16 protein-coding genes are annotated in these 18,384 nt (G+C 43.8%); 10 read left to right on the top strand and 6 right to left on the bottom strand.

Annotated elements, in window-relative coordinates; translation table 11 throughout:
* The first annotated feature begins 6 nt into the window (after positions 1–6).
* The 5 genes from JMX82_RS12140 to JMX82_RS12120 all read left to right on the top strand — a co-directional run bounded on the left by JMX82_RS12140 (position 7) and on the right by JMX82_RS12120 (position 7,483).
* Positions 7–906 carry a CBS domain-containing protein gene (locus JMX82_RS12140; protein ID WP_045445952.1) on the top strand — a complete coding sequence of 300 codons (900 nt, stop codon included), beginning with the start codon at positions 7–9 and terminating at the stop codon, positions 904–906.
* 244 nt (positions 907–1,150) lie between these two features.
* Complete coding sequence (gene lnt, locus JMX82_RS12135; protein WP_201540722.1) at positions 1,151–2,734, top strand: apolipoprotein N-acyltransferase; 1,584 nt, start codon at positions 1,151–1,153, stop codon at positions 2,732–2,734.
* 180 nt (positions 2,735–2,914) lie between these two features.
* Positions 2,915–3,352 carry a hypothetical protein gene (locus JMX82_RS12130; RefSeq protein WP_060491940.1) on the top strand — a complete coding sequence of 146 codons (438 nt, stop codon included), beginning with the start codon at positions 2,915–2,917 and terminating at the stop codon, positions 3,350–3,352.
* Positions 3,353–3,705: 353 nt separating this feature from the next.
* Positions 3,706–5,268 (top strand): peptide MFS transporter, encoded by a 1,563-nt coding sequence (locus JMX82_RS12125; RefSeq protein WP_109592090.1) that lies wholly within the window; start codon positions 3,706–3,708, stop codon positions 5,266–5,268.
* Between the two features lie 397 nt (positions 5,269–5,665).
* A complete protein-coding gene (locus JMX82_RS12120) occupies positions 5,666–7,483 on the top strand; it encodes an aminopeptidase P family protein (RefSeq protein WP_201540721.1) in 1,818 nt (605 codons plus the stop codon).
* A gap of 124 nt (positions 7,484–7,607) precedes the next feature.
* Here the strand turns inward: JMX82_RS12120 and JMX82_RS12115 are convergent, their stop codons facing one another.
* The 3 genes from JMX82_RS12115 to JMX82_RS12105 form a co-directional block, all read right to left on the bottom strand.
* Positions 7,608–8,438 (bottom strand): hypothetical protein, encoded by an 831-nt coding sequence (locus JMX82_RS12115; protein ID WP_201540720.1) that lies wholly within the window; start codon positions 8,436–8,438, stop codon positions 7,608–7,610.
* A 115-nt stretch (positions 8,439–8,553) separates the two neighbouring features.
* A complete protein-coding gene (gene fabF / locus JMX82_RS12110; protein ID WP_201540719.1) occupies positions 8,554–9,933 on the bottom strand; it encodes a beta-ketoacyl-ACP synthase II in 1,380 nt (459 codons plus the stop codon).
* Positions 9,934–10,029: 96 nt separating this feature from the next.
* Positions 10,030–11,355, bottom strand: coding sequence for an anhydro-N-acetylmuramic acid kinase (locus tag JMX82_RS12105; protein WP_201540718.1), 1,326 nt, complete (start codon positions 11,353–11,355; stop codon positions 10,030–10,032).
* A gap of 119 nt (positions 11,356–11,474) precedes the next feature.
* On the opposite strand from JMX82_RS12105, the gene tyrS reads away from it, so the two are divergent.
* From tyrS to JMX82_RS12090, 3 genes are read left to right on the top strand one after another with little or no spacing between them, the layout of a single operon-like run.
* Positions 11,475–12,686, top strand: a complete 1,212-nt coding sequence (tyrS, locus tag JMX82_RS12100; protein ID WP_201540717.1) for a tyrosine--tRNA ligase — start codon at positions 11,475–11,477, stop codon at positions 12,684–12,686.
* 1 nt (position 12,687) lies between these two features.
* Positions 12,688–13,455: a TIR domain-containing protein gene (locus tag JMX82_RS12095; RefSeq protein WP_201540716.1), complete on the top strand. Its 768-nt coding sequence runs from the start codon at positions 12,688–12,690 to the stop codon at positions 13,453–13,455.
* An 11-nt stretch (positions 13,456–13,466) separates the two neighbouring features.
* Positions 13,467–13,703, top strand: coding sequence for a DUF1653 domain-containing protein (locus tag JMX82_RS12090; protein WP_201540715.1), 237 nt, complete (start codon positions 13,467–13,469; stop codon positions 13,701–13,703).
* Positions 13,704–13,769: 66 nt separating this feature from the next.
* Here the strand turns inward: JMX82_RS12090 and JMX82_RS12085 are convergent, their stop codons facing one another.
* Positions 13,770–14,555 (bottom strand): alpha/beta hydrolase, encoded by a 786-nt coding sequence (locus tag JMX82_RS12085; RefSeq protein ID WP_227676739.1) that lies wholly within the window; start codon positions 14,553–14,555, stop codon positions 13,770–13,772.
* 363 nt (positions 14,556–14,918) lie between these two features.
* Here JMX82_RS12085 and JMX82_RS12080 point away from each other — a divergent pair, with 363 nt between their 5' ends.
* A complete protein-coding gene (locus JMX82_RS12080; RefSeq protein WP_201540714.1) occupies positions 14,919–15,575 on the top strand; it encodes a hypothetical protein in 657 nt (218 codons plus the stop codon).
* Between the two features lie 24 nt (positions 15,576–15,599).
* On the opposite strand, the gene JMX82_RS12075 is transcribed toward JMX82_RS12080, so the two are convergent.
* Both JMX82_RS12075 and upp read right to left on the bottom strand, forming a co-directional pair.
* Positions 15,600–16,352: an SDR family NAD(P)-dependent oxidoreductase gene (locus JMX82_RS12075; protein WP_201540713.1), complete on the bottom strand. Its 753-nt coding sequence runs from the start codon at positions 16,350–16,352 to the stop codon at positions 15,600–15,602.
* Between the two features lie 80 nt (positions 16,353–16,432).
* Complete coding sequence (upp, locus tag JMX82_RS12070) at positions 16,433–17,080, bottom strand: uracil phosphoribosyltransferase (RefSeq protein ID WP_045445969.1); 648 nt, start codon at positions 17,078–17,080, stop codon at positions 16,433–16,435.
* A 403-nt stretch (positions 17,081–17,483) separates the two neighbouring features.
* Here upp and JMX82_RS12065 point away from each other — a divergent pair, with 403 nt between their 5' ends.
* Positions 17,484–18,050 (top strand): DNA glycosylase, encoded by a 567-nt coding sequence (locus JMX82_RS12065; RefSeq protein WP_413786780.1) that lies wholly within the window; start codon positions 17,484–17,486, stop codon positions 18,048–18,050.
* The last annotated feature ends 334 nt before the right edge of the window (positions 18,051–18,384 follow it).

Here is an 18,384-nt window from a genome sequence, read left to right as displayed (position 1 = left end):
ATCACCATGTCTGACGACACTCCCAGCCCGAGTAGTTGGTCGATGCGCGGCTTAAAACGCTGGCTATCGACCGCCCCCGAAACCCGTGACGAATTGATTCGTCTGGTACAAGACTCGCGCCAGTTCTTAGAGCCTGATACCGTCGATATGTTAGAAGGCGTGCTGGATCTGCCTGCGACACAAGTGCGCGAAATCATGACGCCGCGCCCGCAAGTGGTTGGGCTGCACGAAAGCACCAGTCTCGCTGAGGTGATGGATATCATCCTTGAGACCACCCATTCGCGTTATCCTGTCTTTGACAGTCAAGATGATGATGCCGTCATTGGCATTTTATTGGCGAAAGATTTGATTCCTATTCTTGTGCATATGGTGCGCGATCAAGAAGATAAAATCGATAGCAAACGTTTGAGAGATCTGGTACGTCAGCCGCTATATATTAGTGAGACGGCACGTTCTGATACCTTGTTACGCTCATTGCAGCGTACCCAAGTACATATGGCGATTGTCGTCGATGAATTCGGCAACTTTGGCGGTGTCGTTACCATGGAAGACTTGCTTGAAGAGATTGTCGGTGACATCGTCGATGAGCATGATGACTTCGATGAAGACAGTGATATCAATAACATCGTCGCTGATCCTGAAAAACCAAATACGTGGCGTGTGCAAGCGTCTACCGTGATTGAAGACTGTAATGATGAGCTTGGTAGTCATTTTGATGATACGGATGTCGATACCATGGGTGGTCTAGTCATGCAGGCGCTTGGTTATGTGGGCGATTTGGAAGGTGAAAGCGTGGTGATAGATGATTGGAAAATCACTATTACTGATGTTGAAGGGCGTTTTATCCAAAATCTTGAGCTCACCAAAATCAATCCTGATCAGCAAATATTGATAGGCAGTCATTGATGTGTCGATAGCGACCTAAACATTGTTTGATGTACTCAAAAAAACACGATTGCGGTCGTGTTTTTTTTGTGTTTGCTATTGGGTATTTGCTACGCAATGTTACCTATTAATGGGTTGAGACTGGTATCATGGGCGGGTTTAACTTTTAGATACTGTACAAAACACAATACGGTCTGCTTCAGCTTGGTTTTCATCTGAATGTTGACGCTTAAAATTTTGAAAAATATGGTTTTGGATAACTGCTATGCGCCTGTCTACTGTTGATTTACAAAAACGCCTGAACCCTGACAAGCCAAAGGGTTTGCCTATAGCGCTGACGGTATTGATTGCGTTGTTGGCAGGGTCGGTGTTTATATTTGCACTTGCGCCTTATGGCATTTGGCCACTGGCGTTAGTGTCGCCTGCTATTTTATATGCCTTATTGATGCCTGATATGAGTGGCAAGCGTGCTTTTCTTATCGGTCAGGCTTACGGTACGGGACTTTGGTGCGTTGGTGCATTTTGGTTATACACCTCTATTCATGTTTATGGCGATACGCCAGCATGGCTTGCGCTGATTATGATTGCGCTGATGGGGCTAGGCATGGGGTTATTCCATGGCTTTTTGGCGTTGGTTTTCAACCGTATGGTCGGTCGTCAGCCGTTGTCGTTTGCGGCGCTATGGATACTCCAAGAGTGGCTGAAAACGTGGCTGTTCACTGGGTTTCCGTGGTTGTTTGTCGGTTATGCTTTTACGGAGCAGTATTGGTTATCCTCATTAGCACCAGTCGCTGGCGTCTTTGCAGTGTCTTTTGTGGCGGTATTATTGGCAGCCAGTTTGGTTGAGCTATTGCGTCGCCGTAGCGGCTATATGATTCCGTCGATAGCATTGTTGGTAATTAGCAGCGCGTTATGGTTGATTAATCCGCAATGGACCAAACCAAAAGGCACGCCTGATTTGTCCGTGTCCTTAATCCAAGGTAATATTCCACAAGATTTAAAATGGCTCACCGAATATCAAATAGAAACCCTGAAAATTTATGCAACTCTGACAAGTACTGAGTGGGATCGCGATATCGTCTTATGGCCAGAATCCTCGATTCCTATGTTTCAAGATGAAGCGATTGGCTTTATCAGTGAAATGGTTAAAATGGCCAAAGAAACAGATACCACGTGGGTAACAGGTATTCCTTATAGAGATTTAGAAAACTTTGACCCAAAAACAGATAAATATCCACCATTTTATAATAGCGTGGTTGCGCTAGGTAGTGACGCTGAGGGCATGTATAAAAAGCAGCGCCTGGTACCATTTGGTGAATATATTCCCTTCGAAGGCATGTTAGATATCTTGCCAAACCTTGCTGGTAGTCAAGAAATCATGAGCTATAGTCGTGGTAGTGACAACCAATCACCGCTGCGTGTACGTGGTCATAATTTGGGCTCAGCAGTCTGTTATGAAGTGGCTTACCCTGATACCACTCGTAAAAACGCGATTGGCACGGACTTCTTATTGACCATCTCAAACGATGCTTGGTTTGGTACGTCGGCAGGTCCATTGCAACATCTGCAAATGGTGCAGATGCGCGCGCTAGAGAATGGGCGTTGGTTTATGCGTGCGACCAATACGGGCGTGACCGCGATCATCGATCATAAAGGTCGTATCGTCGAGCGTGCACCGCAGTTTGAGCGCACCGTATTGCGCGGTGATGTTCAGGCGCGGGTTGGTAATACACCTTTTATGAGCTTCGGTAATTATCCGATTCTCTTTATCATTACGCTGTTACTTGTCTTGAGCTACTTTGGTAAGCGTGGGATGCCGCAACCGCGTTTGGGTAAGTCGCTAAAATAACTGGCTATTATTACAAGTCATAATGAATCGCTAGAATGGGTTATGAGAATTAACCACAAAAGCGAGTGGCAAAGTTTGTTGATAATAAATCCTTTAAATACTTAAGGGTTTTAACAAATCGGTACGAATTGCGATATAATAGACCAATATTTTAAATATTTTGTGCAAGGTGGATAAGGTATGTCAGAACATATTGTCGAAAACAACCCTAAAAAAGAGTTCTTATTTGCTTTAGGCGGTGTTGCCTTATTTTTAGGTATCGTCTTACTTATTGGTATTTCTGGATTTTTGCGTCCAGCAGGCGAGCACATTACTGCTGAGACAACCGAAACCTCAGCGGCGGCTGATGAAGCAGAAGCGATTGCTGCTGAAGACACTGCGCCAGCTGAAACAGCACCTGTAGCCGCGGATGCTACAGCGACTGATACTGCTGCAGACGCAAGCGTTACCCCAGCGACCGATACTGATAGCGCTGTGGTTACTGCAGAAGCTGGTACTGCAACTGCTTCTGGTACAGTTAGTCAAACTGCGGTTGCAGATGCTGATCTAACGGCTGAGCAAGCAGACGGTGATTTGGAAGCGGGTGATACCACTGATGAAGCGGTAGCCGCACAGTAATATACGTAAGTCGATGCTACTTTTTTAAAGTACGGATCGACAAACCGCTTCGCTTAACGTCCAAGTATTTTCGCTTAAAGCCTAAGTGTTTTGCTCAAAAACTAAGTATTATGGCAATATTATTGTAATACCATAAGTACAACAGCATCGTCATCAATGCCATTGATGCTAAAAATAAAAGCCCGCTTTCAGCCAATGATAGCGGGCTTTTTTGTGGGTATTTGTGTAATTATTGACCAATTATTTCTTTACTTGATTATATCCAAGTGAAACAATGATGCGCCTATATGACCGCTTGTCGGGATAATTATATGTTTGGTCGTTAATACAGTGGTCTTTAAAGGAATAAAGTTATGAGTACAGAATCAAAGTCAGAGGTTAGTGCTGCTGAATTGGCAGCACTAGATAATGGATTTATGGGGCATCCCAAGCCGCTACGTCCATTGTTTTTCACAGAAATGTGGGAACGATTCTCTTATTATAGTATCCGTCCACTATTAGTATTATTTATGGTAGCGACCGTCGGTAGTGGCGGTTTTGGTTTCGATGAGGTCACAGCTTCTGCTATCTATGGTATTTTTGCTGGTTCGTTATATTTAGCGGCAGTACCGGGTGGCTGGTTGGCTGATAATTGGCTCGGTCAAGAGCGTGCACTGTGGTGGGGTAGTATTATTATCGCCCTTGGTCATTTGTGTATCGCACTATCCGCTATGTTTGGGATGACGCTGTTTTTTGTGGGTTTGATGTGTATCGTTCTCGGTTCAGGCTTATTTAAAACCTGTATCTCCGTGATGGTCGGAACGTTGTACCCCAAAGGCGATGCACGCCGTGATAGCGGCTTTACTCTATTTTATATGGGTATCAATATTGGTGCGCTACTGGCTGCCCTTATCGTTGGCGTATTTAAAGAAAAAGGTATGTGGCATGTAGGCTTTGGTGTCGGTGGTCTTGGCATGTTAGCTTCACTATTGATTTATCGTTTTTCAGCTAAAAAAACCTTAAATCGTTATGCTCGTGCCAAAAACATTACGCCTGAATGGGAACAAACGACTGGACGTTTCAAAAATGTAGGTCGCTGGGTTGGCGGGTTTCTCGCGCTACTTGCTGCCATTACTGTCTTAGTGTCGACTGGTATTATGCCATTTAACCCTGAAATGGTTGCTCAGTATATGACTTACCTCATTGCCGCAGTCGTCATATTATACTTTGCTGTCATGTTTATTTCACCGCGATTGGACAAAACTGACAAGCTGCGTTTGTTAATTTGTTTTATCTTAATCATCGGCTCGACGCTATTTTGGTCAAGCTTTGAGCAGCAGCCAACGTCTTTTAACTTGTTCGCTGATCGCTATACAGACCTGAATGTTTTAGGCTTTGAAGTGCCTAGTATTTGGTTCCAATCGCTTAATCCCTTATTTATTTTAATATTAGCACCGATCATCAGCATTGTCTGGGTCAAGCTTGCCAATCGAGGCCTTGAGCCAAATAGTATGGTGAAGTTTGCGCTTGGTATGTTGTTTGCCGCTGCAGGCTTTGCTTTGATGATATTTGCCTCAAAAAGCATTTTGACTAGCGACGGTGGATTGGCTTCACCTTTATGGTTGGTGGGTAGTTTATTATTGCTGACCCTTGGTGAGTTGGCGCTCAGTCCTGTTGGTCTGTCTGCAATGACTAAGCTTGCGCCAAAAGGCATGCAAGGTCAGATGATGGGGCTTTTCTTTGCTTCTCTCGCTTTAGGTAATTTGGTTGCTGCGTTCTTTGGTGGTCAAGTATCAGCGGATAAGATCGAAGGGTTGCCGGGCTTATTTACGATGATGACGATCTTTTTGGTGGTCACAGCCGTTGTCTTATTGGCATTAGCCAAACCCATCAATAATATGCTGCAAAAAAGCGAGCGTGCAGATAAGCTGAGCTAATTCAGACACGCGGTTAACGTGATTTAGGATCAATAGCAATACCAGCAAAAATGTTAGATGGCGAGACGTGTTACCATGATTGGTAGCACGTTTTATGGTGACACTTAGTAAGTTATTGCCCCCACGCTATTGAAAGTACGCTTTCCGCCCAAACATCTAATGATGCTCTGCTGTAATGCTCCTAAAAATAGTTAGCCTTATCTATCTGGTCATTGACAATATTTTAATTTTTAAGACATTGAGCTGCTTACGCAGGTTTAGGTGGTGAGCATTCAGTGAATGATCAATAGCAAACGCCTAAAACAGTTCACTCGCTCAAATAAGACGACTATCTATAGTCGCCTCACAATATGATTTTTCCAAATCTTATTTTTTAAAATCAATAAGGACACCTTTTATGAATAAACAAAGCATCCACGATCGTATCGACAGCCTACGTCAGGCGTTGGTAGCACAAGATCTGACCGCGATTATCGTACCGTCTGCTGATCCGCATTTATCTGAGTATCTGCCAGAATATTGGCAAGCGCGCTTATGGTTATCAGGATTCACAGGCTCAGTCGGGACGCTCGTTGTTACCGCTGATTTTGCTGGATTATGGACGGACAGCCGCTATTGGGTACATGCCGCTGACCAATTAGAGGGTACTGGTATTAGCTTAGAGAAGCTTGCACCGGGTCAGCCAAATCATATTGATTGGCTCGCCGAGCATTTGGCTGAGGGGGATAGCGTGGCAGTCGACGGCAATGTATTGTCTATCTCTGAGCAAGATAGATTGTTAAATGCCTTTGATGCCAATGACATTACCTTAATCACTGAGCGTGACGTATTGACAGAAATATGGAGCGATCGTCCAGCGCTACCAACCGCCAGTCTATATCAACACGATGCGCAGTTTGTCGCGCAGTCTGCTACCTCAAAACTTGCCGCTGTACGCGCAGGTATGGCTGAGGCAGGCGCAACCCATCACTTGCTTTCAAGCCTAGACGATATTGCTTGGTTGACCAATTTACGCGGTGCTGATGTTGACTATAACCCTGTGTTTTTGGCACATATGCTCATTAGCGAAAATGACGCGACATTGTTTATCGATAATAATAAAGTCAGCAGCGAGATAGCACAAATCTTAAGAGACAGCGGTATCACCCTTGCTGATTATGATGCTGTGCAAGATGCGTTGGGCACATTGACTGCTGATGACTTATTGCTATTAGACCCAAGTAAAGTGGCAGTGGGTACGTTATCTAAAATGGGCGATGGCATAGGTTTTATTGAGCAAATGGCGCCAAGTACGTTGCTAAAATCGGTTAAATCTGACGCTGATATCGACCATGTGCGTGAAGCCATGCGTCAAGATGGCGCGGCATTAAGTGAGTTTTTTGCCGCATTTGAGCAGCGTTTAGCAGACGGTGAGCGTTTAAGCGAGCTGGACGTCGACAGTATGCTCATCGAAGTGCGCAGTCAGCAGCCACATTATGTGTCGCCAAGTTTCCCGACTATCGCAGGCTTTAATGAAAATGGTGCGCTGCCACATTACCGTGCAACGCCAGAAAAATTCAGCTACCTTGATGTCAATGAAGGCGAAGGTGGTTTATTACTCATTGACTCAGGCGCTCAATATCAAAACGGCACCACAGACATCACCCGTGTGGTCGGTATTGGGCAGGTAAGCAGCGAACACAAACGTGACTTTACTACCGTACTCAAAGCCCATATTGCCTTAGCAAAAGCGCATTTCCCTGATGGTATCGCTTCACCACTCATCGATGCAATATGCCGTGCACCATTATGGCAGGCACAGATGGATTATGGTCACGGTACTGGTCATGGTGTTGGTTATTTCTTGAACGTCCATGAAGGCCCACAAGTGATTGCTTATAGTGCCAGTATGCTGAAAGAGCGTGCGATGAAAGAGGGCATGATCTCAAGTAATGAGCCAGGTCTATACCGTGAAGGCAAATATGGTATTCGTATTGAAAACTTGATGGTTAATAAACGCGTTGCTCAACCAGTAGAGACGGAATTTGGCGATTTTCTTAATTTTGAGACCGTCACTTATTGCCCAATTGATACTCGTTTAATTGAGTCGTCATTATTGACTCAAATCGAAATTGATTGGTTGAATAATTATCATAGCCAAGTCTATGCAGAGCTAAAAGACCGCGTTGAAGGTGCAGCTCTTGACTGGCTGACTGAGCGGACTAAGGCTATCTAATGTAAACGCTCATATCGACGAAGCTAAAATGAAAAAACCCCCGTAAAGTTTACGGGGGTTTTTTAGTACTAGGAATTTATTACTGAGGATTTATTGCTAAAAGGTGATGCGTAGGGAGCAGCGTTTAGCTTTTTTTCGATTCTTTGTCAGTTCCTGCTTCATCTTCGCTTAGATTTTGAGTCACTTCAGCACGTAACCAAGATTTTAAATTCTCAGACATCAGCATCATTTGCTCGCTGAGATAGTCATCAATTTGCATTTCCAACTCACGGATCATCTCTTGATGCGTGGTACTTAGTTTCGCATCTTTCAGGGCCAGTTTGATGGCGGCGCTGGCTTTGTCATTGACCGCTTTTATACTGTGGTCGTCATTGATATGCTTGTCATTAGCGACATTAGCATGTTCACTAATGGTTTTGTTCTCAGAGCTAGATTGCGTCGCAGCCGATTTTTCAACATCTTGGTTTTTCTCAACCGTGCTATCAATGCTGAGCGATTCTGAATCACTCGCATCATTGGTGTTCATAGCGGTCGTTTTATCAGCAAGATTATTCTTCTCAGCGGCTATTTGCTCAGTTTTCTGTTGTTCTTTTTGCGCGGTATCTGCTGCTTCTTTTAATCTAGCACTTTCTTTTAATCTGGCATCCTCTGCCGCTTTTACTTTTTGTTGTTCTTCTCGCTGTTGTTTTTCAGCAGTCGCTTGCTCTTCGGCTTTTTTGTCAGTAATGGCTTTAGCGATGGCTTGCTCCGCTTCATGGTTTTCGTAGAGCTCATCGATGTGGGTATCCAAATCATGAGTATTAAACACAAAGCTTTCAAATGGGGTATCGTTTTGCAATAAGGTGGTGATGTCTTTTAGCTCTTGGGTAATTGCTGCGCGAATAGGTTCAGGCGCACACGTCCAGCGCTGGTAAAACTGATGGGAAAATGAGTAGCTTGACATGGTATCGTCCATAAATGTTCCAAAAATTACCCCTTATCATACGCAAATACGATAAGGGGCTGCAAGTGGACAAACGTATCAAATCTGACACCAAGGTTACAACGACCGATATGGTGAGTTTTATACCTTAGTGATTCACGGGCCAGCGCGCAAATACTAACGAGCCATTGGTACCACCAAAGCCAAAGCTATTGGATACGGCATACTGTAGGTTTTCAACTTTGCGCGATTGGTTGGCGACATAGTCGAGATTACAGTTGTCTTCCACATTGTCCAAATTAATGGTGGGTGGCACATGCTGATGCTGTAGGGCAAGGACGGTGAATATGGCTTCAACAGCACCCGCGGCACCAAGCAAATGACCCGTCATCGATTTGGTTGAGCTGACCAAAATGTGGTCTTTGACTGGGGCAAAAACGGTTTCAATAGCAATCGATTCAGCGACATCACCTGCAGGGGTGCTGGTGCCATGAGCATTGACATAACCAACACTCGATGGCTCAATGCCTGCATCATTTAGGGCATTACGCATCGCTCGTGCCGCACCGCTGCCATCTTCAGGCGGTGCTGTGATGTGACTGGCATCATCACTCATCCCAAAGCCGACCAGTTCAGCCAGTATGGTTGCACCGCGTGCTTTGGCGTGAGCGAGGCTTTCTAGCACCACCATACCCGCGCCATCACCGAGCACAAAGCCATCACGGTCTTTGTCAAAGGGACGCGACGCCTTGGTCGGTTCGTCATTGCGAGTTGAGAGGGCATGCATGGCACCAAAACCCGATATGCCAAGCGGGCTGGAGCCTTTTTCACTACCACCTGCTAGCATGACATCGGCGTCACCATAAGCAATCAGACGTGCAGCGAGACCCATCGCATGGGTCGCGGTGGTACAAGCCGTCGATGTCGCAAGGTTGGGACCTTTTAAGGTATGTTTAATCGCCACTAAGCCTGCTGCCATATTCACAATAGAGCCAGGAATGATAAAGGGCGAAACTTTCATAGCGCCTTTTTCTCGTAGCGTATCGCGACTGTTTTCAATGGTTTGGATACCACCAATACCTGAGCCTAAAATAATGCCGAATCGCTCTTGATCGACATTTTGTACAGGTGCATCAGCAGCACTTACTTCATCGATAAAACCAGCATTCTGTAATGCCATACTAGAGGCGGCAATACCATAATGAATAAATTCATCATAGCGTCGCGCGTCTTTGGCATTCATATATTGCTTGGCATCGAAATCCTTGACCACGCCAGCAATTTGAGCGCGATAGCCAGTAGCATCAAAATGTGTAATTGGCGCGATGCCGCTATCACCATTGAGCAGTTTAGTCCATGAGCTATCGACGTCGAGTCCCAAAGGTGTCAACGCACCCATACCCGTAATTACGACGCGCAAGTCATCGCTACGCTCATAGTGCGGTAGTTTCTGACGCGGTTGATGCTCTGCTGTTGCGCTAGCATCATTGGTAGCTTGATCAGTAAGTGAACTGCTGTGTTGGCTCATGCGATATATCCTATACTTACAAGTCCTAAGAGGAGGGTATTTCAGAATTCATTATAAAACACATAAGTGCACGTGTGTAAACTAAAATTTGACCAGTCAGGCGAAACAAACCTGACCCAAAACCACGCCTTTACTCGCACCAGTCACGGCTGGCAAATTACCCGTTTCACCTATTAGTGTTTGCCGTGCGAGCCATGCAAAGGCGACGGCTTCGACCCACGCTGGATTCAGTCCTAAGCTTGCGGTGGTCTCTACTGTGCAATGGGGCAGATGCGCTTGCAAGCGAGTCATCAAATAATCGTTTAATGCACCGCCACCACAGACGTAAACCGAGCTATTTTCATGAGCATTAATAAACATATTAATTTGCATGCTGGCACTCATCGCTGTCAGTTCAGTAAGCGTCGCCTGCACATCCGCTGACGAATAGCGAATATGGGCAGATGCCTGATCGAACTTTTGCAGCTCATCCTGTAGCCATGCTAAGTTAAAATCTTCACGCCCAGTGCTTTTTGGATACGTTCGCGCAAAAAACGGATGTTCTATTAGCTGATTAAGTAGCGGCTCAATCACTTGTCCAGACTGCGCCCATGCGCCGCCATCATCATAATCTTTATCAGTATGCAATGCTGTCCACGCATCGAGTAATAAATTGGCAGGACCCGTATCATAACCAATCGCAGGACTATCGTTTGCTGGCAAGACTGTGATATTGGCAATACCGCCTAAATTTAATAACACGCGCGTGCTATCAGGCGTGGCAAATAACGCTTGATGAAAAGCTGGAACCAACGGCGCTCCTTGTCCACCAACCGCCATATCGCGGCGGCGAAAATCACTGACGACGCTAATGCCAGTACGCTCAGCAATGATATTGGCATCGACCAACTGCAAGCTAAAGCCCAATTGCGGACGATGGCGTACCGTTTGACCGTGACAGCCAATCGCCAACACCGACTCTACATCAGTATTCGATTGCTGCAATAAATTATTGACCACCTCGCTGGCAAATTCAGCGTATTCTTTACTTGCCCAACCGAACCAGTCTAATTCGCTGTTTGGTTCACCCTCTGCGGGTACTAACTCTTGCACACCATTAGGCTGACATAAAGCCAATAACACTTCACGCAAACGCAGCGGAAACTCTTGGCTATGAGTTGCTAACAGTCGCATCGGTTGCTGGGTATCTGTTTCAGCACTACTGTCACTACTAAACTGACAAAGAACCGCATCCATCCCGTCTAAGCTGGTGCCAGACATCATGCCGATATATAAACCATCATCGAAGTTTTCAAACACCGTTTGCTCAAGCGCATCGGTCAAAGTGGCATAATTTAAATCGTCATCTAAAGTGTTATTTAAATTATCGTCATAATTTATAGTTGAATCATTAGTATCAGCAATCGATGCAGGGTTGGTCATGGCAATTTACCTTAAAAAACGCTAGTATATCTCTCAAATTCTAACATCTTTTACTGGCTACGAGATTCTAAATAGCCCAAACGCGTTACCCTTTTAATAAAGACAATAAAGAGAGCATCATGACCACGAAAACCTACACCCTAGAAGAACAGCTTGCCCTGATCCAACGCGGCACCCAAGAAATCCTATCTGAAGAAGATTTGGTTAAAAAACTGAAATTAAACCGTCCACTACGTATTAAGGCAGGCTTTGATCCCACTGCGCCTGACCTGCATTTGGGTCATACCGTGCTGATTAATAAACTCAAGCATTTTCAAGATTTGGGTCATGAGATTTACTTTTTAATCGGTGATTATACCGCCAAGATTGGCGACCCTTCTGGCAAAAACAGCACCCGTCCGCCATTGACCGACGAGCAAATCAAAGTCAATGCGCAGACTTATGCTGAGCAAGTCTTTAAGATTTTGGATAAAGAAAAAACCAAGATAGTCTTCAACTCTGAATGGTTCAAGGATATGTCAGCGGGCGATATGATTCAGCTTTCTAGCCAGCTGACTGTCTCGCGTATGCTTGAGCGCGATGATTTCTCTAAACGCTATGCTGCGCAAACGCCGATTGCGATTCATGAGTTTTTATATCCATTGGTACAAGGCTATGATTCTATCGCCCTAAAAGCGGATGTCGAGCTTGGCGGTACTGACCAAACCTTTAACATCCTAATGGGACGCACCCTGCAAGGTCGTTATGGTCAAGAGCCACAAGTGTGTATCACCGTGCCAATCTTAGAAGGGCTAGATGGCGTTAATAAAATGTCTAAATCCCTGAATAACTATGTCGGCATTTATGATGCACCGGGTACCATGTACCAAAAACTATTGTCTATGCCAGATACCTTAATCCGTCGCTATTTTGAATTTTTAAGCTTTCAGCCGATGGAAGAAGTCGAAGCGTTGATGGCTGAGATGGAAAATGGTCGCAATCCACAAGAAATCAAACGTATTCTTGCTGAAGAACTAATCGAGCGTTTCCACGATGCTGATGCTGCCGCTAATGCGCACAAGTCAGCAGGTAACGTACTTGCCGATGGTGAACTGCCAGTCGATTTACCAGAAGTGACCTTAGATTTGGAAGGGCAGGACGCATTATTTATCACGCAAATCTTAAACCAAGCGGAACTGGCTAAAAATAGCTCATCGGCTAAAGACATGATTAAGCGCGGCGCAGTAAAAGTAGATGGCGAAGTGGTCGATGCGAGCTTTAGCTTAACGTCTGGTCAGACAGTTGTTATCCAAGCGGGTAAAAAGGCTTATGCGAAAGTGACGGTTGAATGATATGGATAATATCGAACATTTTATGGAGATTCGGAAAGGGTTTGAAAACCTACAATATAATGATGACAATGAGTTAGATAGGTTATCTCGTCGCTTATCTATGTTTATAAAAAATATTCATGGTCAGGCATCAGAGTATTCAGATGAATTTAGTTGCATAAGATTTCGTCCAGTTTCAGTATTGTTTAAGCCTGATAATGGTGAAGAATGGGAAAAAGGTAGAATTATTACTATTAATTTAATAAATACGATTATTGATGAATTTACTATTTTTAAAAATAATGATGTCACTCCCAGTATATTAGGTAATAGAGATAAAGAATTATCAAAAGTTTTTATTGTTCATGGACATGATGATGGCGCTAAAAATGAAGTAGCAAGATTTGTTGAGAAGTTAGGTTTTGAAGCTATTATTCTCCATGAGCAAGTAGACTCCAGTGCTACAATCATAGAGAAATTAGAAAAGCATACGGATGTAGGTTTTGCTATCGTTCTCTATACTGAGTGTGACATCGGCGGAGTTATTAAGTCTAAGCCAGAAGAACTGAGACCACGAGCAAGGCAAAACGTAATTTTTGAACACGGACTCTTGATTGGTAAGATTGGTCGAGCAAACGTAGTTGCACTTGTGAAAGGTAATGTCGAAATTCCAAATGACATATCAGGCGTGGTCTATAAATCCATGGATACAAGCGGAGCTTGGAAGTATAGTATCGCTAGAGAAATGAAAAGCTCTGGCTACGATGTTGACATGAATAAAATTGCTTAATGGAAACAACTATGTCTGAACAAACCCAAAACGTCCCCCAAGGTATTTACCGCCATTACAAAGGCAGCCTTTACCAAGTCCTGCATACGGCACAGCATTCAGAAACCGAAGAAGCATTAGTCGTTTATCGCTGCCTATACGGTGAGTATGGCGTATGGGTACGACCGTTAGCGATGTTTTCTGAAACGGTTGAAGTTGATGGTAAGGAAGTAGCTAGATTTGAGTTGACCAAAGCATTAGCTGATTAATGGTTAAAATTTATTGCTCACATAAAAAAGCGACTTTTGGAGTCGCTTTTTTATTTATATTTAAAATTAAACAGCCAAAAACTGCTTTAAAATTTTATAAAACCCAACAGGCTCATCCATCGGTATCGCATGACCTGAGCGCGGTAACACGACCTCAGTTGCATTGGGTAGCATTTGGGTGACTTTTTCCTGCCACTTAGCATCGTAAAGTTTGGAGCGACCACCGATGAGGTTAACCACTGGAATAGTGACACGCTCTATCGCACCGCGAAAGTCATAGGGTAGTGTCAAATAAGCTTGCAAGCAGCGCATTTTATGATGCCAAATACTATGATCATAAAGCGCAAGTTTAGGGTCATTTTTATAAGTCATCACTTGTATAAACGCTTTCGAGCGCGTTCGATTAACAGATAATAGAGAGAACAGTCGTTCGACATCCGTTGCACGGCGTTTTAGAGCAAACGGTAGGTGGGTAAAGCTTTTCATTTCAGCATAAGGTAAAGTTTTCTCAATTACCTCGTGAAAGATATCGAATACTTCTTGCTGCCGCGCACCAAACAAGCCACCTTGCCAATCAGGCTGATTATGGATAGCAGGACTTTGGTCAATATTCAAATAACGGCTGATTTTCGCGCTGCCATAACGCTCAAAATACGCCCACATCACTTGCGCACCCATCGAAATAGCGGCAACAGGCAAGGACTCTATATTGCGTGCCAAGCAAATTTGCTCAATCACAATGCTGATATCATCGGCATACTGACGCACAAAATCAAACTGGTTGAGATCGATATCTTTTGCAACGCCAAATCCTCGTAAGTGCGGCAGGTAAAATAAATGGTAAAAACTCACGTGCATCCATGCCATAGGCATGCAGTAATATTACAGGTTTGCCACTACCTATGACTGACACTGGTAGCAGCGCACCGTCAGTTAACGCAATATCAATCGTTTTCAACTGGTAGTTAGCAAGCAAAGCAAGTAAGTTTGACTGCATAAAGTAATATCCCTTGTTTTTATTAAGCAGTTTTATAAAGTCGATTTAGCCAAAATGTATCGTAGCAAAAGTCTTTATCTCATTTCTAAAAGACTGCTATATTAAAGCAGGTAATTAACCATAGCATAAAAGCTGTTTAGGGTTAAAAGTAGTGACTTGTCATAGACTTTGACCAATCGAATCAAACGTCAGCAAGTAAAATATAAGGATATTAAGGTATGAACAAGCTGACGTTACCATTGCTTGATAGCAGCCTATATCCACAATTTTGGCAGCAGCAAACATTTACCAATCCGCAGGCGCTATTGATGGCAATGCTGACAGCGGATATTACGCCAGATGCCGATGTTTTCACTAGGCAGTTACTAGCTAATGATATTTATCAAGAATGGATTAATAGCAGCGTGTTTGGACGTTACTTACATCGTAACTTTACGGCGTTCTCTCAGCAAACAGAAGACAGTTTTAATAGTGATATGCTAGCATTATTTCGTCAGGAATTGATGCGTCATACGCAGTATTTACCACTAGAGCAAGTCTTGTTTTTTGCAGGGAATTTGCCAAAAAGTGTGCGCCAAACAAAGGTTTTAAGCACAACTGTTAATCCTGCCACAGTGATCATTAATGCTCAGAAGTTAAGTGCTAAATCTATCATCAATAATCTGACCATGATTATCAATCAGATAGGGATTAGGGGTAAGCAAGTATTAGGATTTCCGATACGCCATCATAAACGTACTAGCGAGCGCTTGCGCAATGAGGTATTGATTTTAGACTTTCAGGATTTACGCTTGGTCAATGAAGAGAATGTTAGTAGCAAAAAAAGAAGCAATATAAAGGAATCTATATTGCTTCGCTCTTATGAATTACGTTAGTGAGCCAAACGGTCAGCTAAAATTTTAAGAATCTTGCTTAGCAATCGTCAGCCCGTTATAAGTTTGCGCAACTGGCATCACTTCTAAACGATTGACGTTAATATGAGCAGGCGATTCAATCAGCCATAATAAAATATCGCCAATATCATCGCCGGTCATGGTTTTAAAGCCGTCGTAAACCTTGGCGGCTTTATCGTCATCGCCATGATAACGGACGTTTGAAAACTCAGTACCCGCGACATTACCCGGTTCAAGATTGGTCACGCGCACTTGCGTACCAATTAAGTCAGCTCGCAGATTTAAGCTAAATTGTTTTACAAAGGCTTTGGTCGCGCCATAGACGTTAGCGCCGAAGTATGGCCAACTGCCCGCAATTGAACCAACGTTGATAATATAACCGCTATCGCGCGCTACCATTGCTGGCAAGACTGCATGGGTCAGTGCCATCAACCCTTTAATATTGGTATCGGTCATACGCATCCAATCATCAAGATTTGCCTTGTACGCAGGTTCTGTACCGAGTGCCAATCCAGCGTTATTTACTAAGACATCGATTTGCTTAAATTTATCAGGCAAATCAGCAATAATTTGCGGGATAGTAGCCGTGTCACTCACATCCATGACCACAGGTAAAAATGTTTCGCCCAAAGTATCTGCTAAAGCATTCAGCTTATCGAGGCGTCTGGCACAGCCAATCACGCGATGACCATTGGCAACCAAACGCTCGGCCAGCGCTTTACCAAAACCTGCGCTTGCTCCCGTAATCAATACGTTCATCTTATATCCTTATCATTGATGTTTTGTACCTGTGTCATGGGTGTTACGATGACGGCTAGTCTTGATTTACTTGCTTTTTCTTACTTGTTGAATAATTGCTTACCAAAGATTTTATCGCCCGCATCGCCTAAACCTGGGATGATATAGCCATGTTCATCTAAATGACTATCTAGTGCAGCGGTATAAATGGTCACATCAGGATGTGCTTCATTGACCACACGTACGCCTTCAGGCGCGGCAACCAATACCAAGGCTTTAATGTTGGTACAGCCATTTTTCTTTAACATCTCGATGGTCGCGACCATTGAGCCGCCAGTGGCTAACATTGGGTCAATGATAAGGGCTGGGCGTTTGTCCATGTGGCTGACAAATTTTTCAAAGAACGGCACAGGTTGTAAGGTTTCTTCATCACGTTGCAAACCGACGACAGAGATTTTTGCGGTAGGAATCAAATCGAGCACGCCGTCGAGCATGCCAATGCCAGCACGCAAAATCGGTACAATCGTCGCCGTCTTACCGATGATTTGCTCACCAGTGATTTCACCACACCAGCCTTGCATTGGGAAGGTTTCGATTTCAAAATCACGGCTTGCTTCATATGCCATCAAGCGTGCAAGCTCTTTGGTCAAGGTGCGAAACTTATAAGTGCTACAGTCTTTTTCGCGCATAAGGCTGAGTTTATGACGGACTAACGGGTGATCAATGACGGTGATTTTTAAGTCGCTCATAAGGTTTCTCTTGGTTTTTGGTCTGATGCTTGCGCAGTTACTGCGGTTGCCATTAGTATGAAAGATACAAACACTTACTGCACTTCAACCTTATATCTGTCTCACAAATAGTAAGCTTGCTACTTTGATAATAAAGTAAGCTAAATATATTTATAGCAGGGTTGGTCTTATTTAAGCCGACTATGTTTGACTATAATAGCGCCCTAATAAATGAAGCAGTGTTTAGGCTTGCTATGATAGCAAAAAAACCGCTTTTCTGATGAAGAATCTTATGACTACACAACCATATCACACCCATAATAATACGCATAAAACCGATAACAGCTTAATATTATCTGAAGCCCAAGCAACAGAGGTAGAAACGCATCCGTTCGTTCCCGTTTTACCACCTAATGCTACGGTAATGATGATGGGCACTTTTCCACCGACCGCTGATAAATGGGCAATGCCATTTCACTATCCAAACTTTTACAATGACATGTGGCGTATCTATGGTAGTGTTTTTTTTGATGACGTGGATTATTTTAGAGTAGGGGATGAGAAGCGCTTTGATCCTGAGCGTATTCGCGCCTTTATGTTCGAGCGCGGAATTGCTTCTTGTCCAACGGTCAAGCAAGCGATTCGCGAGACTGGTAATGCCTCAGATAAGAACTTAACCGTTGTCACACCCGTTGACCTAGATAGTATATTGCCACAAGTTCCAAAGGTTGAAACTTTGTTTACCACGGGCGGTAAAGCAACAGAAGTGCTGCTTGGTTTATTAGCCGAGCCACCTGCTAAATCCAAGTATCCTAAGACCAATCAAAGTATGGATTATCCATATCAATGGCAAAACCATCACAATCGAAAAGTGGATATAAATAATCTTACCTTATATAGGTTGCCTTCAACCTCGCGTGCCTATCCTTTAGCGTTAGATAAGAAAGTCGCTGCTTACAAAGACTTCTTCAAAAATATAGGCAAGCTGTAAAGGTGGCATTTATAGAAAGGGGTAAGCAATTTTAAGGGGAAAAAGCTATCCTTGCTCAAAACCCCATATACTACTACCCGATTGAAGCAAAAGTAGCGTCGCCATTCCTTCAATTTAGTCTAATCACCAAGATTATTCAAATTAAGATAAAATAGCCCTTGACTAAAGATTCAAACCCTCTATAATACGCCCTCATCAAGACGAGCTGGACAGTTTATATGTAGATTACATATAAATAACCCAATTCACTTGAAGAAACAAAACATAAAAAAGCTTGACAAATCAAATCATTATGATAAGATAGTCGGCTCGCTAGATAGCTTGACCCACAAGG

Origin of the sequence: Psychrobacter sp. 1044, assembly GCF_904846525.1 — a bacterium.
Taxonomy (GTDB): domain Bacteria; phylum Pseudomonadota; class Gammaproteobacteria; order Pseudomonadales; family Moraxellaceae; genus Psychrobacter.
The sequence above is the reverse complement of the archived record's forward strand: the minus strand, read 5'-3'. Positions and strand labels throughout refer to the sequence as shown.